Source organism: Bradyrhizobium sp. 87, assembly GCF_023073015.1.
Taxonomy (GTDB): domain Bacteria; phylum Pseudomonadota; class Alphaproteobacteria; order Rhizobiales; family Xanthobacteraceae; genus Bradyrhizobium; species Bradyrhizobium canariense_D.
In genome coordinates, this window is record NZ_JADPIQ010000075.1 from 249,231 (window position 1) to 268,184 (window position 18,954).

Annotated in this window: 20 protein-coding genes; 17 read left to right on the forward strand and 3 right to left on the reverse strand. The window is 63.6% G+C overall.

Features of this window, described 5'->3' with window-relative positions; genetic code table 11:
* Positions 1-400: 400 nt before the first annotated feature.
* The gene (locus IVB50_RS17805; protein ID WP_018457870.1) at positions 401-1,144 is read left to right on the forward strand and encodes a DUF2786 domain-containing protein; all 744 of its coding nucleotides are present in this window, start codon (positions 401-403) and stop codon (positions 1,142-1,144) included.
* Positions 1,145-1,185: 41 nt separating this feature from the next.
* Here IVB50_RS17805 and IVB50_RS42725 read toward each other — a convergent pair whose 3' ends face one another.
* Positions 1,186-1,392, reverse strand: a complete 207-nt coding sequence (locus IVB50_RS42725) for a hypothetical protein (RefSeq protein ID WP_007591053.1) — start codon at positions 1,390-1,392, stop codon at positions 1,186-1,188.
* A 307-nt stretch (positions 1,393-1,699) separates the two neighbouring features.
* Here IVB50_RS42725 and IVB50_RS17810 point away from each other — a divergent pair, with 307 nt between their 5' ends.
* From IVB50_RS17810 to IVB50_RS17825, 4 genes are all read left to right on the forward strand, one after another.
* The gene (locus IVB50_RS17810) at positions 1,700-1,996 is read left to right on the forward strand and encodes a hypothetical protein (protein ID WP_018457868.1); all 297 of its coding nucleotides are present in this window, start codon (positions 1,700-1,702) and stop codon (positions 1,994-1,996) included.
* Between the two features lie 186 nt (positions 1,997-2,182).
* Entirely contained in the window at positions 2,183-4,210 is a 2,028-nt protein-coding gene (locus tag IVB50_RS17815) for a VTT domain-containing protein (RefSeq protein ID WP_247296737.1), read from the forward strand.
* Complete coding sequence (locus tag IVB50_RS17820) at positions 4,210-4,905, forward strand: endonuclease/exonuclease/phosphatase family protein (protein WP_039800285.1); 696 nt, start codon at positions 4,210-4,212, stop codon at positions 4,903-4,905. Before IVB50_RS17815 ends, IVB50_RS17820 begins: the two co-directional genes overlap by 1 nt.
* A gap of 129 nt (positions 4,906-5,034) precedes the next feature.
* Entirely contained in the window at positions 5,035-5,226 is a 192-nt protein-coding gene (locus IVB50_RS17825) for a hypothetical protein (protein ID WP_018457865.1), read from the forward strand.
* 49 nt (positions 5,227-5,275) lie between these two features.
* On the opposite strand, the gene IVB50_RS17830 is transcribed toward IVB50_RS17825, so the two are convergent.
* Positions 5,276-5,500 carry a hypothetical protein gene (locus IVB50_RS17830; protein WP_247296740.1) on the reverse strand — a complete coding sequence of 75 codons (225 nt, stop codon included), beginning with the start codon at positions 5,498-5,500 and terminating at the stop codon, positions 5,276-5,278.
* Between the two features lie 238 nt (positions 5,501-5,738).
* Between IVB50_RS17830 and IVB50_RS17835 the strand changes: the two genes are divergently transcribed.
* The 3 genes from IVB50_RS17835 (at position 5,739) to IVB50_RS17845 (ending at position 8,020) form a co-directional block, all read left to right on the forward strand.
* Complete coding sequence (locus tag IVB50_RS17835; RefSeq protein WP_026233455.1) at positions 5,739-6,056, forward strand: DUF1476 domain-containing protein; 318 nt, start codon at positions 5,739-5,741, stop codon at positions 6,054-6,056.
* A 41-nt stretch (positions 6,057-6,097) separates the two neighbouring features.
* On the forward strand, positions 6,098-6,412 hold the full coding sequence (locus IVB50_RS17840; protein ID WP_018457862.1) for a hypothetical protein: 315 nt from the start codon (positions 6,098-6,100) through the stop codon (positions 6,410-6,412).
* A 672-nt stretch (positions 6,413-7,084) separates the two neighbouring features.
* The gene (locus tag IVB50_RS17845) at positions 7,085-8,020 is read left to right on the forward strand and encodes a septal ring lytic transglycosylase RlpA family protein (protein ID WP_247296742.1); all 936 of its coding nucleotides are present in this window, start codon (positions 7,085-7,087) and stop codon (positions 8,018-8,020) included.
* Here IVB50_RS17845 and IVB50_RS17850 read toward each other — a convergent pair.
* Entirely contained in the window at positions 8,014-8,970 is a 957-nt protein-coding gene (locus IVB50_RS17850; protein ID WP_247296743.1) for an alpha/beta hydrolase, read from the reverse strand. The genes IVB50_RS17845 and IVB50_RS17850 overlap by 7 nt on opposite strands.
* Positions 8,971-9,121: 151 nt before the next feature.
* On the opposite strand from IVB50_RS17850, the gene IVB50_RS17855 reads away from it, so the two are divergent.
* From IVB50_RS17855 to IVB50_RS17895, 9 genes are all read left to right on the forward strand, one after another.
* On the forward strand, positions 9,122-10,384 hold the full coding sequence (locus IVB50_RS17855) for a D-alanyl-D-alanine carboxypeptidase family protein (RefSeq protein WP_247296744.1): 1,263 nt from the start codon (positions 9,122-9,124) through the stop codon (positions 10,382-10,384).
* A 2-nt stretch (positions 10,385-10,386) separates the two neighbouring features.
* Positions 10,387-11,073, forward strand: coding sequence for a dTMP kinase (gene tmk, locus IVB50_RS17860; RefSeq protein WP_018457857.1), 687 nt, complete (start codon positions 10,387-10,389; stop codon positions 11,071-11,073).
* Positions 11,070-12,116: a DNA polymerase III subunit delta' gene (locus tag IVB50_RS17865; RefSeq protein WP_247296747.1), complete on the forward strand. Its 1,047-nt coding sequence runs from the start codon at positions 11,070-11,072 to the stop codon at positions 12,114-12,116. The genes tmk and IVB50_RS17865 overlap by 4 nt, the downstream gene beginning before the upstream one ends.
* 110 nt (positions 12,117-12,226) lie before the next feature.
* Complete coding sequence (gene metG / locus IVB50_RS17870) at positions 12,227-14,230, forward strand: methionine--tRNA ligase (RefSeq protein ID WP_247296749.1); 2,004 nt, start codon at positions 12,227-12,229, stop codon at positions 14,228-14,230.
* Positions 14,231-14,243: 13 nt separating this feature from the next.
* Positions 14,244-15,020, forward strand: coding sequence for a TatD family hydrolase (locus tag IVB50_RS17875; RefSeq protein WP_204511191.1), 777 nt, complete (start codon positions 14,244-14,246; stop codon positions 15,018-15,020).
* A 13-nt stretch (positions 15,021-15,033) separates the two neighbouring features.
* On the forward strand, positions 15,034-15,831 hold the full coding sequence (locus tag IVB50_RS17880; protein WP_247296751.1) for an MBL fold metallo-hydrolase: 798 nt from the start codon (positions 15,034-15,036) through the stop codon (positions 15,829-15,831).
* A 165-nt stretch (positions 15,832-15,996) separates the two neighbouring features.
* On the forward strand, positions 15,997-16,590 hold the full coding sequence (locus tag IVB50_RS17885; RefSeq protein WP_018457852.1) for a TRAP transporter small permease: 594 nt from the start codon (positions 15,997-15,999) through the stop codon (positions 16,588-16,590).
* A gap of 2 nt (positions 16,591-16,592) precedes the next feature.
* Positions 16,593-17,906, forward strand: a complete 1,314-nt coding sequence (locus IVB50_RS17890; RefSeq protein ID WP_007591091.1) for a TRAP transporter large permease subunit — start codon at positions 16,593-16,595, stop codon at positions 17,904-17,906.
* A 38-nt stretch (positions 17,907-17,944) separates the two neighbouring features.
* Positions 17,945-18,922: a TRAP transporter substrate-binding protein gene (locus IVB50_RS17895; RefSeq protein WP_247296753.1), complete on the forward strand. Its 978-nt coding sequence runs from the start codon at positions 17,945-17,947 to the stop codon at positions 18,920-18,922.
* Positions 18,923-18,954: the final 32 nt, after the last annotated feature.

An 18,954-nucleotide genomic window follows, 5' to 3' on the forward strand; every position in this document is an offset into this window, starting at 1 on the left:
AAAACCGATCGACGGCCTTGATCAGTGCGTCCTTCAATCCACCACTCTGCTGCGGCTAACCTCAACAAGCGCAGGGATCAAAGCCGGCTGGCTGCAAGCTCGAAATACTGTGAACACGACGCCGCCGCCAAAGCCAAGGCGCTCACGCAACCCCGTTCGGCTTGTGGTGGTCTGCTCCCGACAGTGATTTGTCAGTTGCGGTGGAAATCGAGCGAGAGCGCGATTGTAGTGAAGCCTCGTCTCTGCATTCTATGGTCAGTGCCGCGAGGTCGTGCACCGCACGTAGAAGGAGTGAGGTCCGTTCGAAAAAAGTCGAAGATCAATACAGTTGACAAGAGACCCCTTCCGCCGGTCTATCCGACCGGGTTCTATCCGTCGGGTTTACCCGGACAGGTGATCGGTGAATCAGACATCCAATCCAGCTGCACTCGACAAGCTGAAGCTCCGCATTCAGGCGTTGCGTTCCAAGACCATCGCCAATGGCTGCACCGAGGACGAGGCGCTGTCTGCGGCCGCCAAGGTCGCCGAACTGCTGGATCGCCACGATTTGTCGCTGTCCGACGTCGAACTGCGGGCGTCGCCGTGCGAGCGGAAGGTCTACGAGACTTTTCGCAAGAAGCGAATTCCCCTGGACGACTGCATCGGGGCGATCGCTCGTTTCTGCGATTGTCGGGTCTGGCGCGAGAAGAACACGGCCGGCGAGAGCAGCTATGTGTTCTTCGGCCTCGGCGCGGACATCGAGGTCGCGCATTATCTGGCCGAATTGATCGACGGCGCCGTCCGCGCCGAGCTCGGCCGCTTCAAGACCTCGGTCGACTACAGCAGGTTCCGGCACCAGGAGCGGCATCTGGCCAATGCCTCCTTCGCGCTCGGGATGGTGGGGTCCATCGCGGACAGGCTGGTGGCGATCAAGGCCAGTCGCGATCAGATCAACGAAAGCACCGGCCGCGGGCTGGTGGTTCTCAAGACGTCGGTGGTCGATGCGGAGTTCGACAAGCTCGACCTGAAGATGCGGACCCAGCGCAGCAGCAGCCGGATGGTGTCGATGACGGCCTATGAAGCCGGCGGCGCCGCCGGCGCGTCGCTGGCCATCAATCCCGGGCTTGCAGGGTCGCAGTCAAGGACCGCTCCCAAAGGGAGCTGAGCGCGTCGGGGGAGGGCGTGCAGCGTCACCGTCATTGCAGTTCAGTCGATCGACTTCTCGAGCTTCTGGGCTGCCCGGAAGTCGTCCATGTGCTGCAGGTTGGGCCCATACGCAGCCTCCTTGGTCAGCAGGTGGTAGATCCGGGCCACGACGGTTTGCAGATGTTTCATTCGTCCGCGCGGCATCGCCCGGGCCTTGCAAAGGGCTCGGACCGCGTGCGCTCGGAAATAATCAAAAGCGTCTGACATCGCGGACTCAACGTCCCGCGAAACGATTGGTTCTTGGATTGGTCCTCGTTCGCGCGCCCCAAAGCGCCTCCAGGAACGCTGTCGAATGGGAGAACTTAGCTCGTCACGAAGCTATGGGATGGGCGAGGTATGTTCTTCTTTTTCTCGAACCGGCTGGGATGTCTCGGCTCGCTGCTGGTCTCCGGGTTGATCACTCTCGCGCTGCTTGTTCTGTTCGGGATCGTTCGGTTCTAACCGCCCGCGGGTTCAGGAACCTGGCCCTCGCTGACCCGTTGTTGGCACTCTCGTCCAGCCATGGAGGGCGCCCTTGGAAAGTACGATCATCGGAGAATTCGACACGCGCCGCGGCGCCGAGCTTGCGGTTGAGCATGTCGTGCAGGAATGCGGCGTGCCGCGAAGCGACGTCTTCGTCCAGCCCGTCGGTGGCGCGAACACGTCGGGGACACGCCCGGCCGGTCCTGACGCCAAGGCCGCGCCTGCGCCGGAGGGACACCAGAAGCTGGAAGGCCGGATCGAGGTCTCCGTGGATTTTCACGGCGATGCGCCTGAGAAGATCGCGGACGCCTTGAAAGGCGCAGGTGCGAAGACTGTCCGAACCAAGTAGCGGCAATGGGCGACTGTGGCGCCGGAATCCGCGCACGCTGAACGGCCACTCTGGTTCTGAGTCGGGGAACCCCTTGCGCGGTCAGTGCGTTTCAACGCGAACGCAGATTGCGAGGTCTCCCTGCTTCAGAGCTCATCGACCCTGATCCCCGGCGACACCGTCTGGCGGCGGTGCGAGGCGCGGCGTGTGGCGGTTCTGAACGATGCTGCCGCTTATTTCGCGGCCCTGCGGCAGACCCTGCTGCAGGCGCAGGACCTCGTCTATATCGTCGGGTGGGATATCCATAGTGAGACCAGGCTGGTCGGCGAGTCCGGGCGAGCGGATGATGGCTTGCCGGAGCAACTCGGCCCATTCTTGCGCGCGCTGGTCCACCGCCGTCCCACCTTGCACATCAACATTCTCGTCTGGGACTTCGTCTCGTTCTACGCCTCCGAGAGGGAATGGAATTCCGCGGCCAAATTTACCGCCGACACAGATGGCCGCGTCCGGTTTCACCTGGATGCCACGCTTCCCTTTGGGTCGGCCCAACACCAGAAGATCGTCTGTGTCGATGGTTCACTGGCGTTCGTCGGCGGGCTCGATCTGACGATCAGGCGTTGGGACACCAGTGATCATCGCGCCGATCACGCATCGCGCTGTGATCCCCAGGGCAAGCCATACCTGCCGTTTCATGACGTTCAATGCGTGGTCGATGGGGATGCGGCGGCGCAGTTGTTCGACCTCGTGGAGCAACGCTGGCGCGCGGCGGGCCAACAGATTGATGATCGGCGCCCGCTGAAAAGCTTGCGCTGGCCGGCGATTGTGCCGGTCGAGGCTGAACATATTCCGGTGGGTATCGCCAGGACCGAGGTGGTTTGTCCGGCAGGTTCGACGCTCCGGGAGGTCGAACGCTCGCTGATTGCAGCGATGCGGTCCGCGACGAAATTCGTGTACATCGAGAACCAGTTCACCAGCGCCACCAAGATCGCGCGCGAATTGGCGGAGCAGATGCTGCGCGTGCCTTCGCTTCGGGTTCTGATCGTCACCCCAAAACTGCACTCCTCATGGCTGGAATCCCAAGCGATGCAGAACGGCCGGGGCGCTTTCATCGATTGCTTCAGTTCGGCCGGCGTCGCCGATCGCATCCGCTTCGTCTACCCGGTCTCGGGGAACGGGGATACGGAAGCGGCCGTGATGGTGCACAGCAAGCTCATGATCGTCGACGATCGGATCTTGAGGATCGGTTCGGCCAATTTGAACAATCGATCGATGGGTGCCGATAGCGAATGTGACCTGATTTTCGAAGCCGCATCAGACGAGCATCGGGAGTTCATCGCCTCGGTCCGCCGTCGCCTAATCGCCCATTTCTGCGGTCTCGATGAACAGACCGTCGCGCAAAACGAAGATCGTCTTTTTGCGCTCCTGGACGACGTCGCAAGCGGGACGAAGGCGCTGCGGGACGTGGAATCCTCGGTCCTGACAAGCGCTCTGGCCACGATGGTTCAGCCGGTGGCGGACCCTGAGGCGCCTCTTCATCTGGAGCGGGCGGCATCGCGCATGTGGAGCACGAAGACAATCATCGGGATCGTCTCGATAGCCGTGGCGCTTTTCGGCCTCGCGATGGCCTGGTCGTACACCTCCTTGAGCGATTTCGCCGACGCGGGCCGAATGTCGACATTCCTGTCTGCCTACGCGCACTCCATCTGGGGGCCGCCATTCGCGATTGCAGCTTTCGTCGTCGGCGGGTTGGTGGTGTTTCCGGTTCTCGTGCTCATTGCGGCAACTGCTGCCGCACTCGGACCATGGCTGGGCTTCGTCACCGCCATGACGGGCGTCTCGCTCAGCGCCTTTGTCCTGTTTGCGATCGGGCGGGCACTCGGCCGCGAACGTCTCCAGCATTTGCTGGGGCGACGTACCGCGCGCATCCAGGAACGCGTTGTCGGCAAGGGCATTCTGGCTGTCGTCGTCATCCGGATGATCCCGATCGCGCCGTTCTCAGTGGTGAATGTCGTGGCTGGCGCGAGCACGCTGCCTCTGCGTGACTTCCTGGTCGGAACGCTGCTAGGCATGACGCCCGGCATTCTCGCCATGGCAGTTTTGGGGGCTCAGATCGCTGATCTCGCCAGGAACGCGTCCTGGGTCAACATGTTGCTGCTCGCACTGGCGTTCCTGGGCTGGCTCGCGATCTGCGCCGGCGCGCAATTCGTCGCGACGTGGCTCGCCGGGAGGCGCTGATGCGCTTCATGACGTGGAATGTGCATGGCACCTTCAATCTCAATCCGAAGTTCGATCTGGAAGGGATCTGTTCCATCATTCGCAAATGGGCTCCCGATGTCGTCGCGCTTCAGGAGGTGGATTCGCGATCGCGATCGGACGATCCGTTTGCGAAGCTGGCGAGCGTTGTCGGCGATCACGGTGTTCACGCCAAGTCGATCGTCACGGCCGATGGCGACTACGGCCAGACGCTCCTGAGCCGCTTTCCATTCTCCGGCCCGCCCGAGATCGTCGATGTGTCGTATCGTGAGCGGGAGCCGCGCCGAGCGATCGCCGCGGGACTGCTGACACCGGTTGGCGATGTTCGCGTGGTGGCCACGCATCTCGGCCTGAGCATCCACGAGCGCCACGCGCAGGCTCAGGCGCTGGTGAGCCTGGTGAAACCTGGAAGGACCGTCGTCCTCGGGGATTTCAACGACTGGTTCTGGATCAAATCGGTGCGGCGCGTGCTCGCGCAGGTCTGCCCAAACCGTACGCGGCTGCGAACTTTCCCGTCGCATTTGCCCCTGCTGCGGCTTGACCGGATCTATGCGACGTCCGACAGCCCGATCGGGAAGGTTTGGACCGACGAAGGCGCGAGGGCCTATTCAGACCATTTGCCTGTTATTGCAGACATCGAGATCCCTGCGGGGTCAAACGCATCGAAAGTGCGATAAAAAAAGTGCTGTCTGCAGAAGGACTTGGCTACTGTGCTTGGGGTTGTTTTCGCACAACATGCAGTCGGCCCGCAGTGCCGCTCAGCGGGACCACGAGGAACTCTTTCCTCACCTCAGCATTATCTGGCCATGACGGAAGACATTTCCTACCGGCGCAAGCCCTTGACTCCCGAGCAGCGGCAGGCGCGCGATGCGACACGCCGTGTCGAAGCCGAAAAAGCCATGCGCGATCATGAAGCTGCGCAGAAGGCGTTTTATGCCAACAAGGAACGGCTAAGGGCCGAACGGTTGGCACGTGAACAGACGGAGGCGAAGGGCTGACCGTACGCGGTCGCCCCGTCAAGGATGTCCTTGCCCGCGAGCGCCGGTCTCAGTGCCGGTGAGGGATGCGGGTCACGCTCAACGCCTGCTTCAGCGCCTGAACGGCACTTGCGAAAGGTCTGCGAGGCGATTGCGCCTCGATCGCTTCGGCTGCGACGCGACAATCGTCAGCGACCTTGAGCAACCCGCCTCGCGCGAGGTCCATGGTGGAGAGAGCTGCCTGCTCCAGGCAGACCCGTTCAAGCCGTCGAAACTCCCGCAGTTCTTTGCTCATGCGTCAGCTCTCGATGTCCCCGGCGCCATGCCGGCGCTGAGTCTGCTTAATGAACAGTAAACATCTCTGCCTAGCCGGGTTGGCTGGCGTAGAGCTAGTGGGTGCCTTGGGCACGCCCAGCGGGCTTGACGGCGTTTGGCTTCCGCCGGAAGCTTCCAACGACCCTGAATTGAACCACGGAGACGTTCGCTTCCAGCCAGTCCGATCCCGATCAGCGCAAACGACAATGGAGCTGACCATGACCACGTTCGACAAGCGCGAGCAGGGCTTTGAGGCCAAATTCGTCCACGACGAGGAGCTCATGTTCAAGGCCACGGCCCGGTCCAACAAGCTGCTCGGGCTCTGGGCCGCAACCCAGCTCGGCCTCAGCGGCGATGCCGCGGCCGGCTACGCGACCGCGTTGGTGACGGACCATCTGGAGAGCCAGTCGATGGATGAGATCCTCGACAAGGTGGCAGGCGATCTTGCCGCCAAAGGCGTCGCACGCGAACAGGTCGCAGCCAGGCTTCAGGAATGCTTGCACCATGCGTTGTTGCAACTCGAAGCGGACAAGTGAAAGCAAGCCGGCCCTCGACGGCTGGGATCGGGAGGCGGGCGGTGACTTGCGGAATATCTTGCGGAGTATCTTGCAGCAGCCTCGGCAAATGGGCCGGCGCGATCGCACTCGCTGCTGCGATCCTGGTCGGCTGCAGCGGCGCTGAGGTATCGGCCACGCCGCTGACGCCATTTCGCTACGAGGCGCAGGCGCAGCGTCATTGCCCGCACGACCGGGTTGTCTGGCTCGATTTCAGCAAAGGTGTCTATTACGGCAAAGGCCAGAAGCGGTACGGCCAGGGTTTTGACGGCAGCTTCGTCTGCCTGAGCGAAGCCCGTGACAGTCTTTATCGGCGTTCGCTGCTTGGACTGCGGTAAGCGTATTGTTCGGGAAGTGCTGGGTGCTCAGGCGAAGGCCAATGCCACGAGGCTGGAGCACAGCAGGACCAGACCACCGGCGGTCAATGCCAGGAAGCCATCGGATACGAGGTCATGGTTGCGCATGGGACACCTGCCGCTCTCGTCTGCGATGCTCGATCGGATCGATTAAAAATGTCCGAACGCGCCGTCTTGAAAGGGTGATGCTTGCCGTCCGCGCGAGTGCCTCAGGCCCTCGTGCGGTAACCTTCAAACGCATGGGCCAGGAAGATCCCCGCGCTTACCAAACCCATCAGTGCCGAAACCGTCTCGATCATCGTCTCATTCCATTCCGCCCTGCACGCGAGAAAACGCGGGCGGCCTTGCACAGTCAAAAGAATTCCAGTGAGCGGCGCGACAATGGGGGTGGAGTGAGGATTTGGCGCAACAGAATGTCCAGGCGTGGCACAGAGCAGGGCACCGGCGCCCCGTAGTTCAACGGGGCGAGCGCATACCCCCTGTTTACCATCCCGGCGTGAACGCCGTGCGCTCCCCATTTCCGCCGTGTTCGGGTTGCGTTATCGTTACCACTTCCGACGCGGTGGTGGGCCGCCTCGGAGCAAAGGACCGGACAGCGCTACCCGTAGCCAAAGCGGGTTAGGTACGCCTCCGGCAAAGTGGTATTTGGGGCGAATGGGGATCCGACGGTCAGATTCGGTTTTGCGGGCCGCGCGCGCTGCTGCGATGGCCGCGACCTGCCTTGCGCTCGCCAATTGCGCCTCCTCCAACAAATTCGCCAGCCGGGTCGATCCGAAATACGGCGTGTCCTCGAGCCCCCGGGTCGTGGCTTTGGGCGATCCGGTCCCGAAGGGCGGCGGCGCCTATCGCGTCGGCAAGCCCTATGTGGTGGGTGGCCGGACCTATGTGCCCGAAGAGGACGTCAACTACCGCGCCGAGGGCATGGCGTCCTGGTACGGCGACGATTTCCACGGCCGCCTGACCGCCAATGGCGAGGTGTTCGACATGGGCTCGCTGACCGCGGCGCATCCGACCCTGCCGATGCCGTCCTATGCGCGGGTCACCAACGTCTCGAACGGCAAGTCGCTGATCGTCCGCGTCAATGACCGCGGGCCCTATCACGGCAACCGGCTCATCGACGTCTCGAACAAGGCCGCCGAACTGCTTGAATTCAAAGGCAATGGGATCGCCAAGGTCCGTGTCGAGTATGTCGGCCGGGCGCCGCTGGAAGGCTCCGACGACCGCCAGCTGATGGCCACCTTGCGCACCGGGACCCCGGCGCCGTCACCGTCGATGGTCCGGGTCGCCTCGGCGAGACCCTTCGTGCCGGAGCTGCCATCGTCGAACCGCGGCGCCATGCGCGGCGAAGTTCCGACGCCGGAGGGACGGCCCTACAATCTCGGCAACACCTCCGCCGACATGGCTTCACTCAGTGCGACCTCGGAAATGTCGGCCTCGAGCCGCAACCGGGGCCGGGCGCTCCAGAACGCGCGCGCCGTGTCCTATGACGGGGACGGCCGCTATGCGACCGAGAGCACTCCGTCCGGCGCCTACGCCTCGGATGGCGCTGCCGAGGCCCGCGGCATCCTGAGCGGCCGCGGCCTCTACTGAGCCGCGCTTTCCTTCAGGAAACTCATCAACGCCGCATTCACCTCGTCGGGCCGCTCCTGCTGGACCCAATGGCCGGCGCCCTCGATGATCAGCTTTCGCTTCAGATTGGGCAGCACGCGCTCGAGTTCGTTGACGCGCTTGGCTCCGATCAGGCCGGTGATGACGGCGTCTTTCGAACCGGCAATGAAGAGCGACGGCTGATGGATTTGCGCGTCCTGCCAGGGCGCCGTCAGCTCCCAATTGCGATCGAGGTTGCGATACCAGTTCAGCCCGCCGCGGAAGCCGGACTTGCGGAAGGTTTCGGTGAAATAGGCAAGGTCAGTCTCGGTGAGCCAGGCCGGCACAGGCTCCTCCGGGTTGCCGTGGCCGAGGAATCCCTTGCCCTCCAGCACGAACATGGCTGCGGAGGGATCGGCAAGGCCGCGCCCGCCGAGCACGATGCGCATGGTGCGCGCGACGTCGCGCTCGAACTCGGCTTCGGCAACGCCGGGCGCCTGGAAATACTGCCAATAGAAATTGGTGATGCCGCCCTGGCGCAGGAGATCGAGCGGCTTGCCGCGGCCGCGGAACGGCGGCGGCACGCTCAGCCCGGCGACCGCCGTGAAGATGTCGGGCCGGAACAGCGCCGCGTGCCAAGCCACCGGTGCACCCCAGTCGTGGCCGACCACCATGGCCTTGGTCTCGCCAAGCGCCTGCACGAGGCCGACGATATCGCCGACCGTGTCGAAGATCGAATAGGCCGTCGCCTCGGGCGGCGCTGAGCTCTGGCCATAGCCGCGCATGTCGGGGGCGACGACGCGAAACCCGGCCTGCGCCAGCGCCGGGATCTGGTGGCGCCAGGAGTAGGAGAGTTCCGGCCAGCCGTGGCACAGCACCACCAGCGGCCCCTGACCGGCTTCACGGATGAACAGGTCGATCCCGTTGGCCTTGATCACGCGGGTGGATGACATCGCTTTTCCGCCTTGTTTCAGGGGTTTGGTCAGAAAATCTGAGGTGCCACGATAGGGGCGGGACGAGAATCGTGCAATCTCGGGACAAGCGGCCACCCCGTGTTGTTTGCACCGGCTCCAACTGTTAGAACGCCGCTCTCAGGGCTTGGCCATGGAATTTCATCTTTCCTCGTTTAGGCGCACCCGGTTTACCGCCGGAGCGCTGGCGCGCTGGCTGATCGCGACGGCTCTGGTGGCGGCCATTGGCTGGAGCGGGGCGCTCTACGCCGCCAACCAGAGCGTCCAGGGCGCCAAGAAAACAGATGATTCCGGCTTCGACGGCGACGCCCCGACCGCGATCCTGATCGAGGCCTCCAGCGGCAGTGTGCTGTTCGAGAAGAACGCCGACGAGCTCCGCGCGCCCTCGAGCATGATGAAGCTGATGACCGCCGAGGTCGTCTTCAACGCCATCAAGAAGGGCGACATCAAGCTGACCGACGAATACCGGATCAGCGAGAACGCCTGGCGCAAGGGCGGCGCACCCTCCGGCGGCTCGACCATGTTCGCCGCCATCAACAGCAAGGTCACGGTCGACGATCTCCTGCACGGGGCGATCATCCAGAGCGGCAACGACGCCTGCATTGCGCTGGCCGAGGCCATGGCGGGCAGCGAGCGGATTTTCGCCGCCGACTTCATGACCAAGCGAGCTCGCGAGCTTGGCCTCACGAAATCGACCTTCGGCAATTCCAACGGCCTGCCGGACCCCGCCAACAAGATGACGGTGCGCGAGCTCGGCATTCTCGCCCGGCACATCATTCTCGACTTCCCCGAATTCTACAAACTGTTCGGCGAGAAGGAATACACCTGGAACAAGATCCGCCAGCCCAACCGCAATCCGCTGCTCAATTCGATGGAAGGCGCCGACGGTCTGAAGACCGGCTACACCAAGGAAGGCGGCTACGGCATGGTCGGCTCGGCGGTGCAGAACGGCACGCGGCTGATCGTCGTCATTAACGGGCTGGAAGACCCCGACGATCGCGCGACCGAAGCCAAGAAGATGCTTGAATGGGGTTTTCGCAATTTCGAGACCCGCACCCTGATCGCGGCCGATCAGCCGGTCGGCTACGCCAAGGTGTTCGGCGGCGAGAGCCGCTCGGTCAAACTGGTCGCCAAGACGCCCGTGAAGGTGATGGTGCACAAGAACGGCAGCGACAAGCTGATCGCGCGCGTCGTCTATAACGGCCCGGTGCGCGCGCCGGTCGAGGCCGGGCAGAAGGTCGGGCTGGTCAGGGTCTGGCGCAGCGGCAACATCGCAGTGGAGACGCCGGTCTATGCCGCTGACGCGATCGGCACCGGCTCGACCGTGCGCCGCGCGATCGACGGCGCCAGCGAGCTGGTGATCGGCATGTTCCGTGCGGGCGCCGAGAAGCTCTGATCATGAGTGAAAGCGCGGTAAAGTGGCCGTCCGGACGCGGGCGTTTCGTCACCTTTGAAGGCGGCGAGGGGACGGGCAAGTCGACCCAGATCAAGAAGCTCGCCGACCGTCTCAAGGCCGCCAGGATGCGTATCCTCGTCACGCGCGAGCCGGGCGGCTCGCCGGGCGCCGAGATCATGCGCCATCTGGTGCTGTCAGGCATGGGCAAGCTGCTCGGACCCGAAGCCGAGACGCTGCTGTTCGCGGCCGCCCGCGACGATCATGTCCACACCGTGATTCAGCCAGCGCTCAACCAGGGCACGTGGGTGCTGTGCGACCGCTTCGCCGACTCGACGCGGGCCTATCAGGGCAGCCTCGGCCGCGTGCCGGCCGCGCTGATCAACGCGATGGAGCGGGTCACGATCGGCGATCTCAAGCCGGACCTCACCATCATCCTCGACCTGCCGGTCGAGATCGGCCTGCAGCGCGCGGCCGCGCGCCGCGGCAGCGGCACGCCGGACAGGTTCGAGGCCGAGAAGCTCGGTTTCCATCAGGGCCTGCGCGAAGCCTATCGCAAGATCGCGGCGGACGATCCCGCGCGCTGCGTGCTGATCGACGCCAATTCCGATCCCGACACGGTTGCCGGACGCATCTGGATCGCGATGCGTGATCGCCTGCTCCCGACGCCGGCAACGGTGGTGTCCATATGAGCCCGCGTCAGACCGAGCGCGAAACTGCCATGTCTCATCCGCGCGAGACGAGCGTTCTGTTCGGCCATCGCGAGGCCGAGACCGCGCTGCTCGCCGCCTATCGCAGCGGGCGCATCCCGCACGCCTGGCTGATCGGCGGGCCGCAAGGCATCGGCAAGGCGACGCTGGCGTATCGGATGGCGCGCTTCGTGCTCGCTCACGGCCAGCCGCTGGCGCCTTCCGTGCAGCGCGCCGAAGACCTCGCCATCAATCCCGATCACGCCGTGGCACGGCAGGTTGCTGCGAGTTCGCACGGTGGCCTGCTGACGCTGGAGCGCACCGCCAACGACCGCGGCGTAATGCGCACCGTGATCACCGTGGACGAAACGCGCGAGACGATCGGTTTCTTCGGCTCGACCGCGACAGCCGAAGGCTGGCGCGTCTGCATCGTCGACACCGTCGACGAGCTCAATCCGAATGCCGCCAACGCGCTGCTGAAAATTCTCGAGGAGCCGCCGCAGCAATCGCTGTTCCTGCTGGTGAGCCACGCGCCGGCGCGCGTGCTCGCCACGATCCAATCGCGCTGCCGCAAGCTGCGTCTCCGCGCGCTCGCAACCGACGACGTGATTGCTGCAGCCGCAACCGCTGCCGATCTCGACCCGAACGATCCGGCGTTGCGCGAGGCGGCGGAGGCGTCCGAGGGCAGCGTCGCGCGGGCGCTGACGCTGCTCGGCGGTGACGCCCTGAAGCTTCAGCAGCGCACGGCCGCGCTGCTGGCGCGACTGCCGCAGGTCGATCCGCGCGAATTGCATACGCTCGGCGAATCGCTCGGCACCAGCGACCGCGTTGCGCTTGCCGCCTTCATCGACGGCATCGATCGCTGGATCGCGGAACGCCTGCACGCCGACGAGGCCAATGCCAACCAGAACCTGCCGCGCCTTGCGCGCCTAGCTGAGGTATGGGAAAAGATCGTCCGCGCCGCGCGCGACACCGAAACCTATAATCTGGAGCGAAAGCCCTTAGTCTTCTCGGTGTTCGGCTGGCTGGCGGACGCAACGCGCTAGAGCATGATCCGGAAAAGTGTGCAGCGGTTTTTCCGATAGGATCGTGCTCAAGACAATAAACTAACGCAGGTTCGTTTCCCAATTTCGAGAAGCCGGTAAAGGAATTCGTCGTGGCAGCGCGAGCTAAGAAAATCGCTAAAGGCAAGAGCAGCAAGAAGAAGGCTGCCACCAAGGCCGTCAAGAAAGGCGCGAAGAAGGCCGTGAACGCGCGCGCGCGCAAAGCTGCCAAGAACGTCAAGAAAGCCACGAAGACCAAAAAGACGGCCGCCAAAAAAACCGGGAAGAAGAGCGCCGCGAAGACGGCAAAGAAGGCAGCGAAGAAGCAGGTCGTCGCCAAGAAGACGGTGAAGACAGGAACCAAAAAGCCAGCCAAGGCTTCGGCGAAGAACAAGGCCTCGGCGAAGAAGATAGCCAAGACGGCGAGGGTGGCTGCGTCCGCAGTGACCGCCGCACCAGCTCCTGTCGCGACGCCGCCGAAGACTGCGAAGCCCGATGTATCGAAACCCAAGGCCCCGCGCGCGCCGAAGTCCATCGCAGCGCCGCACGCCAACACGCCCGTGGCCGTCCCCGCGCGCGACAACGTCTTCTACATCACGACTGCGATCGCCTATCCCAATGGCAGCCCGCATATCGGCCACGCCTATGAGGCGATCGCGACCGATACGTTGGCGCGCTTCGCGCGACTCGACGGCAAGGATGTGTTCTTCCTGACCGGCACCGACGAGCACGGCCAGAAGATGGTTCAGACCGCGGCCGGCGAAAAAATGTCCGTCTCGGAGCTCGCCGCCCGCAATGCCGGCCGTTTCAAGCAAATGGACGAGCGCCTGAACGTGTCGTTCGACCGCTTCATCCGCACCACCGAGGAGCAGCATCACCGCTCCAGCCAGGAGATCTGGCGGCGCATGGAAGCGAACGGGGATATCTATGCCGACATCTATGCCGGCTGGTATTCCGTGCGCGACGAAGCCTATTACGCGGAGGACGAGACGCGCCTGAACGAGGACGGCGTGAGGCTCGGGCCGCAGGGCACGCCGGTCGAATGGGTCGAGGAGAAGAGCTACTTCTTCCGCCTGTCGGCCTATCAGGACAAGCTGCTCAAGCTGTACGAGACGCAGCCCAATTTCATTGGGCCCGACTCCCGCAAGAACGAGGTGGTGAGCTTCGTCAAGGGTGGCCTGCGCGACCTCTCGATCTCGCGCACGACGTTCGACTGGGGTGTCAAGGTGCCCGGCGACGAAGATCACGTGATGTATGTCTGGGTCGACGCGCTCACCAACTACATCACCGGCGTCGGCTTCCCCGACGAGAGCGACAACAACTGGCGTTATTGGCCTGCCGACGTGCACATCATCGGCAAGGACATCATCCGCTTCCATGCGGTGTACTGGCCGGCTTTCCTGCTGTCGGCCGGGATCCCCCTCCCGAAGCGGGTCTATGCCCATGGCTTCCTGTTCAGCAGGGGCGAGAAGATGTCGAAGTCGGTCGGCAACGTGGTCGATCCCTTTAACCTCGCCGACCAGTACGGCGTCGACCAGATGCGCTATTTCTTTCTGCGCGAGGTGCCGTTCGGCCAGGACGGCAACTACAATCACGAGGCCATCGTCGCGCGCATCAATGCCGATCTCGCCAACGATCTCGGCAATCTCGCGCAGCGCTCGCTGTCGATGATCGCGAAGCAGCTCGGCGGCGTGCTCCCGGAGCCCGGCGAATTCAGCGATAACGACAAGGCGATCCTGTCACAGGCTGACGACATGCTCGCGGCGTCCCGCGAAGCGATGGCGACGCAGCAAATCCATCACTGGCTCAATGCCGTGTGGGCCGTGGTCGCGGAAGCCAACCGCTATTTCGCGGGCGAAGCGCCGTGGGCGCTCGCCAAGACCGATCCTGTCAGGCAGAGGACGGTGCTCTACGTCACCGCCGAAGTCGTGCGCCAGATCGCAATCCTGGCCCAGCCGGCGATGCCGACGGCCTCGGGATTGCTGCTGAACAGCCTCGGTATCCCCGAAGCGGAGCGCAACTTCGCCGCGCTTGGTGGCGCAACGCGCATCGCGCCCGGTACGACGCTGCCCGCGCCGACGCCGGCCTTCCCCCGCTATATCGAGCCGGCAGCCTAAAGGCGTTCGCACCATGCTGGTCGACAGCCACTGCCATTTGGATTTTCCGGATTTTGCGGAGGATCTCGACGGGATCGTGTCGCGGGCGCGAGCGGCCGGCATCGGCCGCATGGTCACGATCTCGACGCGGGTGAGGAAACTGAACCAGCTTTTGGCCATCTCCGAGCGCTATGACGACGTCTATTGCTCGGTCGGCACCCATCCGCATAACGCTGATGAAGAAGACGGCATCGCGCCGGACGAGCTGATCGCTTTGACGCAGCATCCCAAGGTCGTCGCGCTCGGCGAAGCCGGGCTCGACTATTTCTACGACAACGGCTCGCCGGAGGCGCAGGCGAGGGGCTTTCGTGCCCACATCGCCGCCGCCCGCGCCACCGGCCTGCCGCTGGTGATCCACACCCGCGAGGCTGACCAGGATTGCGGCCGTATCCTTGAAGAGGAGACGGCAAAGGGATCGTTTCGCGCGGTGTTGCATTGTTACACCGGCGGGCGCGAGCTGGCGCTGAAGGCGGTCTCGCTCGGGCTCTATATCGGCTTCACGGGCATCCTGACCTTCAAGAAGTCCGAGGCCTTGCGCGCGCTTGCGGCCGAACTGCCGTCCGACCGTATTCTGGTTGAAACAGACTCGCCCTACCTTGCGCCGGGCAAGTTCCGGGGCAAGCGCAACGAACCGGCCTATGTGGTCGAGGTCGCAAAAGTGCTCGCCGAAACACGCGGCGTGTCGTTTGACGAGATCTCGCGCCAGACAAGCGAAAACTTCTTTCGCCTGTTCTCCAGGGTGAAACCTTAGAACTGGGAGCCGCATGACGCTGACGCTGACGATCCTGGGCTGCGGCTCCTCCGCCGGCGTGCCGCGTCCGGCACTCGGCTGGGGTGCCTGCGATCCCAACAATCCCAAGAACCGCCGTCGCCGCTGTTCGCTGCTGGTCGAGCAGACATCGGGCGAGGGCACCACGCGTATCGTGATCGACACCTCGCCTGACCTGCGCGAGCAATTGCTCTCGACCAATGTCGACCACATCGATGCCGTGTTCCTGACCCACGAGCACGCCGATCAGACCCACGGCATGGACGACCTGCGTTCGGTCGTGATGCACATGCGCCGGCGGATTCCGACCTATCTCAATCAGACGACTGCGAACGACATCATGTCGCGGTTCTCCTATTGCTTCGTCTCACCGGCGGGCAGCGACTATCCGCCGATCCTGACGGCGCAGTCGATCGAGGCCGGTGACAGCCAGACCATCCAGGGGAAGGGCGGCCCGGTGACGATGACGGCCTTCCTGGTGCAGCACGGCAACATTCCCGCGCTGGGCTATCGCATCGGCGATGCCGCCTACACGCCCGATCTCAACGACATCCCACGCGAGAGCTGGAGCGCGCTGGAAAATCTGGATCTCTGGATCGTCGATGGCCTGCGCTACACCAGCCATGTCAGCCATTTCAGCATCAACGACGCGTTGTCCTGGATCGAGCGCTTCAAGCCGAAGCGCGCCGTCATCACCAACATGACGGCCGACGTCGATTATGAGGTGATCCGGCAGTCGCTGCCGGCGGGAGTGGTGCCCGCGTATGACGGGCTGCGGCTGGAGACCCGCTGAACCTGCGGGGGAAATTCCGGCGAGAGCCGGCATACTCCTTGCTTGCGCTAGCCCCATCATGTTGATCTAACGTCTGAAAGACAGGCGCCGGGCAGGGGCGATATTCATGCAGGACCGGCGCGCGACGTGCGATCGCCGGGACCTTCTGAATCGCTTCGTATGAGGATGGGGATCGCGTTGGCAGGGGACGATGTTACGAGCCGGGGGCCGGTGCGACGCGCGCTAGATCTCCTTTATCTCGGTGCGGGCTACGCCGCCGGAGCCTTCATGGTTGCGATCTTTGCAATCATGATGATCATGTCGATCGGGCGCCAGTTTGCGGTCAACATTCCCGCCGGCGATGATTTCGCCTCATGGTGCATGGCCGCGATGGCATTCCTCGGCCTCGCTCACACCTTCAAGCGCGGAGAGATGATCCGGGTCGGCCTGTTGCTGGAGCGTCTGCATGGGCGCTCCAAACAGGTGGCGGAGGTCGTGGCCCTTGGTATTGCCGCCGCTTTCATCCTCTATTTCACCCGGCATGCCGTGCAGATGACCTACGATTCCTGGCGCTTCAACGACGTGGCGCAGGGCGTCGTCGCGCTTCCGCTCTGGATTCCGCAGCTCGGGTTTTCCGGCGGACTCGTGATCCTCTCGATCGCGCTCATTGATGAAATGGTCAGTGTCATCAGCGGCAACCGGCCGAGCTACGAGAAGGGCTCGCCGGACGAGACTCCGGACGAATTCATCGAGCGGATATCGCAGGGCGGCGGAGGTTGACGATGGCCAATCTCGGCATGATCGAACTATCGTTCATTCTGCTCGGCGTCATGATCGTGCTGCTGGGAAGTGGCATCTGGATCGCGGTTTCGCTGGGGCTTGTCGGCTTCGTGGCGATGGCGCTGACCACGAGCCTGCCGCTCGGCTCCGTGCTTGCGACCACGACATGGAGCGCAAGCTCGTCATGGACGCTGGCTGCGCTGCCGTTGTTCATCTGGATGGGCGAGATCCTCTTCCGCACCAAATTATCCGAGGAAATGTTCCGGGGCCTGTCGCCCTGGGTGCAGTGGCTGCCGGGGCGTCTGACCCATGTCAACGTGATCGGCTGCGGCATCTTCGCGGCAGTGTCGGGTTCGTCGGCGGCGACCTGTGCGACCATCGGCAAGATCGCGCTGCCCGAACTGGACAAGCGTGGTTACGATAAGGGCTTGAGTCTAGGCTCGCTCGCGGGCTCCGGCACGCTCGGCCTGCTGATCCCGCCGTCGATCCCAATGGTGGTCTATGCGGTCACGGCGAATGTCTCCGTGCTTCAGGTGTTCCTCGGCGGCTTCCTGCCGGGCGTGCTCGTGATGGTGCTCTATTCGGGCTACATCATCATCTGGTCGCTGCTGAACCCGAAGAAGATTCCGCCGCGCGATCCCCCGATGCCGTTCCGCCAGAAGCTGCGCGAGTCGGCCAGGCTTGCGCCCTGCCTGTTGCTGATCCTGGCAGTCTTCCTCTCCCTCGTGCTCGGCTTCGCGACGGCGACGGAATGCGCCGCCTGGGGCGTTTCGGGCGCGCTGCTGCTGGCGTGGTGGAGCCGCACGCTCACGCGCAAGAACTTTCTCGAGAGCATCATGAGCGCGACGCGCCTGACCTGCATGATCATGCTGATCCTGGCAGGCGCTGCCTACACGACCGCAGCGATGGCCTATACGGGCATTCCGGCGGCGCTCGCCACCTGGGTCCAGGGCCAGCAGCTGACGCCGGGCATGCTCGCGCTGTATCTGAGCATCATGTACATCATCCTGGGATGCCTGATCGACGGCATCTCGATGATCGTCCTGACCGCCGTGATCGTGCTGCCGATGGTCAAGCAGGCCGGGCTCGACCTGGTCTGGTTCGGCGTCTATCTCATCATCCACGTGGAGATGGCGCAGATCACGCCGCCGGTCGGTTTCAATCTGTTCGTGCTCCAGAACATGAGCGGGCGTGATACCTTGACCGTCGCGCGGGCGGCGTTCCCGTTCTTCGTCCTGTTGCTCGCCGCCGTGTTCATCATCACGGAATATCCGCAGATCGTGATGTTCCTGCCCAAGCTTGCTTTCCCAGACTGAGCGTACCGGTTTTGAAATTGACTGTGAGGAGAAGCCCGATGATGTCTCGTTTATTCCGCGCATCCTTGATCGCCAGCGCCGTGCTGGCTGCGACACCCGCTTTGGCTCAGACCAAATGGAATCTGCCGGCGGCATATCCGGCCGACAATCCGCACTCCGAGAATCTCGTCGCGTTCGCCAAGGACGTCGAAGCCGGCACGTCCGGCAAGCTCCAGATCACGGTTCATCCGGGCGCCTCACTGTTCAAGGCGCCCGACATCAAGCGCGCGGTGATGACCGGGCAGGCGCAGATGGGCGAAGTCTTGCTGTCGATCCACGAGAACGAGGATCCGGTATTCGGCGTCGACGTCGTGCCATTTCTGGCGACCAGCTTCCCGGATGCCATGAAGCTGTACCAGGCGTCGAAGCCGCTGATTACCAAGAAGCTCGATGCGCAGGGTCTGAAGCTCCTGTTCGTCGTGCCGTGGGCGCCGCAGGGCGTCTATGTCAGCAAGCCGCTTGCGACCATCGAAGACATGAAGGGCCTGAAATGGCGGGCCTACAACGTTGGGACCGCGCGCATCGGCGAGCTGGTTGGCGCGCAGTCGGTCACCATTCAAGCCGCCGAGCTGCCGCAGGCACTTGCGACCGGCGTCGTGAACTCGTTCATGTCGTCAGGCGGCACGGGCTACGATGCGAAGGCATGGGAGTCGCTGAAGTACTTCTATGATGTGCAAGCCTGGATCCCGAAGGACTACACCTTCGTCAACAAGGCGGCGTTCGAGGCGCTCGACAAGCCGACCCAGGAGGCCATCCTCAAGGCCGCCGCGACCGCGGAAACCCGCGGCTGGAAGGCCTGGCAGGACAAGAGCACCTGGTACATCGATCAGCTCAAGGCCAAGGGCATGACGGTCGAGCCGCCGAGCCCGGCCCTGAAGGCTGGCTTCCAGAAGATCGGCGAACAGCTCACCGCCGACTGGCTCAAGAAGGCGGGAGCCGACGGCCAGGCCCTGGTTGACGCCTACAAGAAGATGTGAGGACGACGGGGCTCGGCGAACCCGACTAGTCG

Coding starts and splice junctions, on each gene's coding strand:
- IVB50_RS17830 (WP_247296740.1), bottom strand. CDS start 5,500: ATGAGCAAAGAACTGCGGGAGTTTCGACGGCTTGAACGGGTCTGCCTG.
- IVB50_RS17845 (WP_247296742.1), top strand. CDS start 7,085: ATGGGGATCCGACGGTCAGATTCGGTTTTGCGGGCCGCGCGCGCTGCT.
- tmk (WP_018457857.1), top strand. CDS start 10,387: ATGAGTGAAAGCGCGGTAAAGTGGCCGTCCGGACGCGGGCGTTTCGTC.
- IVB50_RS17885 (WP_018457852.1), top strand. CDS start 15,997: ATGGGGATCGCGTTGGCAGGGGACGATGTTACGAGCCGGGGGCCGGTG.
- IVB50_RS17895 (WP_247296753.1), top strand. CDS start 17,945: ATGATGTCTCGTTTATTCCGCGCATCCTTGATCGCCAGCGCCGTGCTG.
- IVB50_RS42725 (WP_007591053.1), bottom strand. CDS start 1,392: ATGTCAGACGCTTTTGATTATTTCCGAGCGCACGCGGTCCGAGCCCTT.
- IVB50_RS17835 (WP_026233455.1), top strand. CDS start 5,739: ATGACCACGTTCGACAAGCGCGAGCAGGGCTTTGAGGCCAAATTCGTC.
- IVB50_RS17850 (WP_247296743.1), bottom strand. CDS start 8,970: ATGTCATCCACCCGCGTGATCAAGGCCAACGGGATCGACCTGTTCATC.
- IVB50_RS17855 (WP_247296744.1), top strand. CDS start 9,122: ATGGAATTTCATCTTTCCTCGTTTAGGCGCACCCGGTTTACCGCCGGA.
- IVB50_RS17865 (WP_247296747.1), top strand. CDS start 11,070: ATGAGCCCGCGTCAGACCGAGCGCGAAACTGCCATGTCTCATCCGCGC.
- IVB50_RS17880 (WP_247296751.1), top strand. CDS start 15,034: ATGACGCTGACGCTGACGATCCTGGGCTGCGGCTCCTCCGCCGGCGTG.
- IVB50_RS17875 (WP_204511191.1), top strand. CDS start 14,244: ATGCTGGTCGACAGCCACTGCCATTTGGATTTTCCGGATTTTGCGGAG.
- IVB50_RS17890 (WP_007591091.1), top strand. CDS start 16,593: ATGGCCAATCTCGGCATGATCGAACTATCGTTCATTCTGCTCGGCGTC.
- IVB50_RS17820 (WP_039800285.1), top strand. CDS start 4,210: ATGCGCTTCATGACGTGGAATGTGCATGGCACCTTCAATCTCAATCCG.
- IVB50_RS17825 (WP_018457865.1), top strand. CDS start 5,035: ATGACGGAAGACATTTCCTACCGGCGCAAGCCCTTGACTCCCGAGCAG.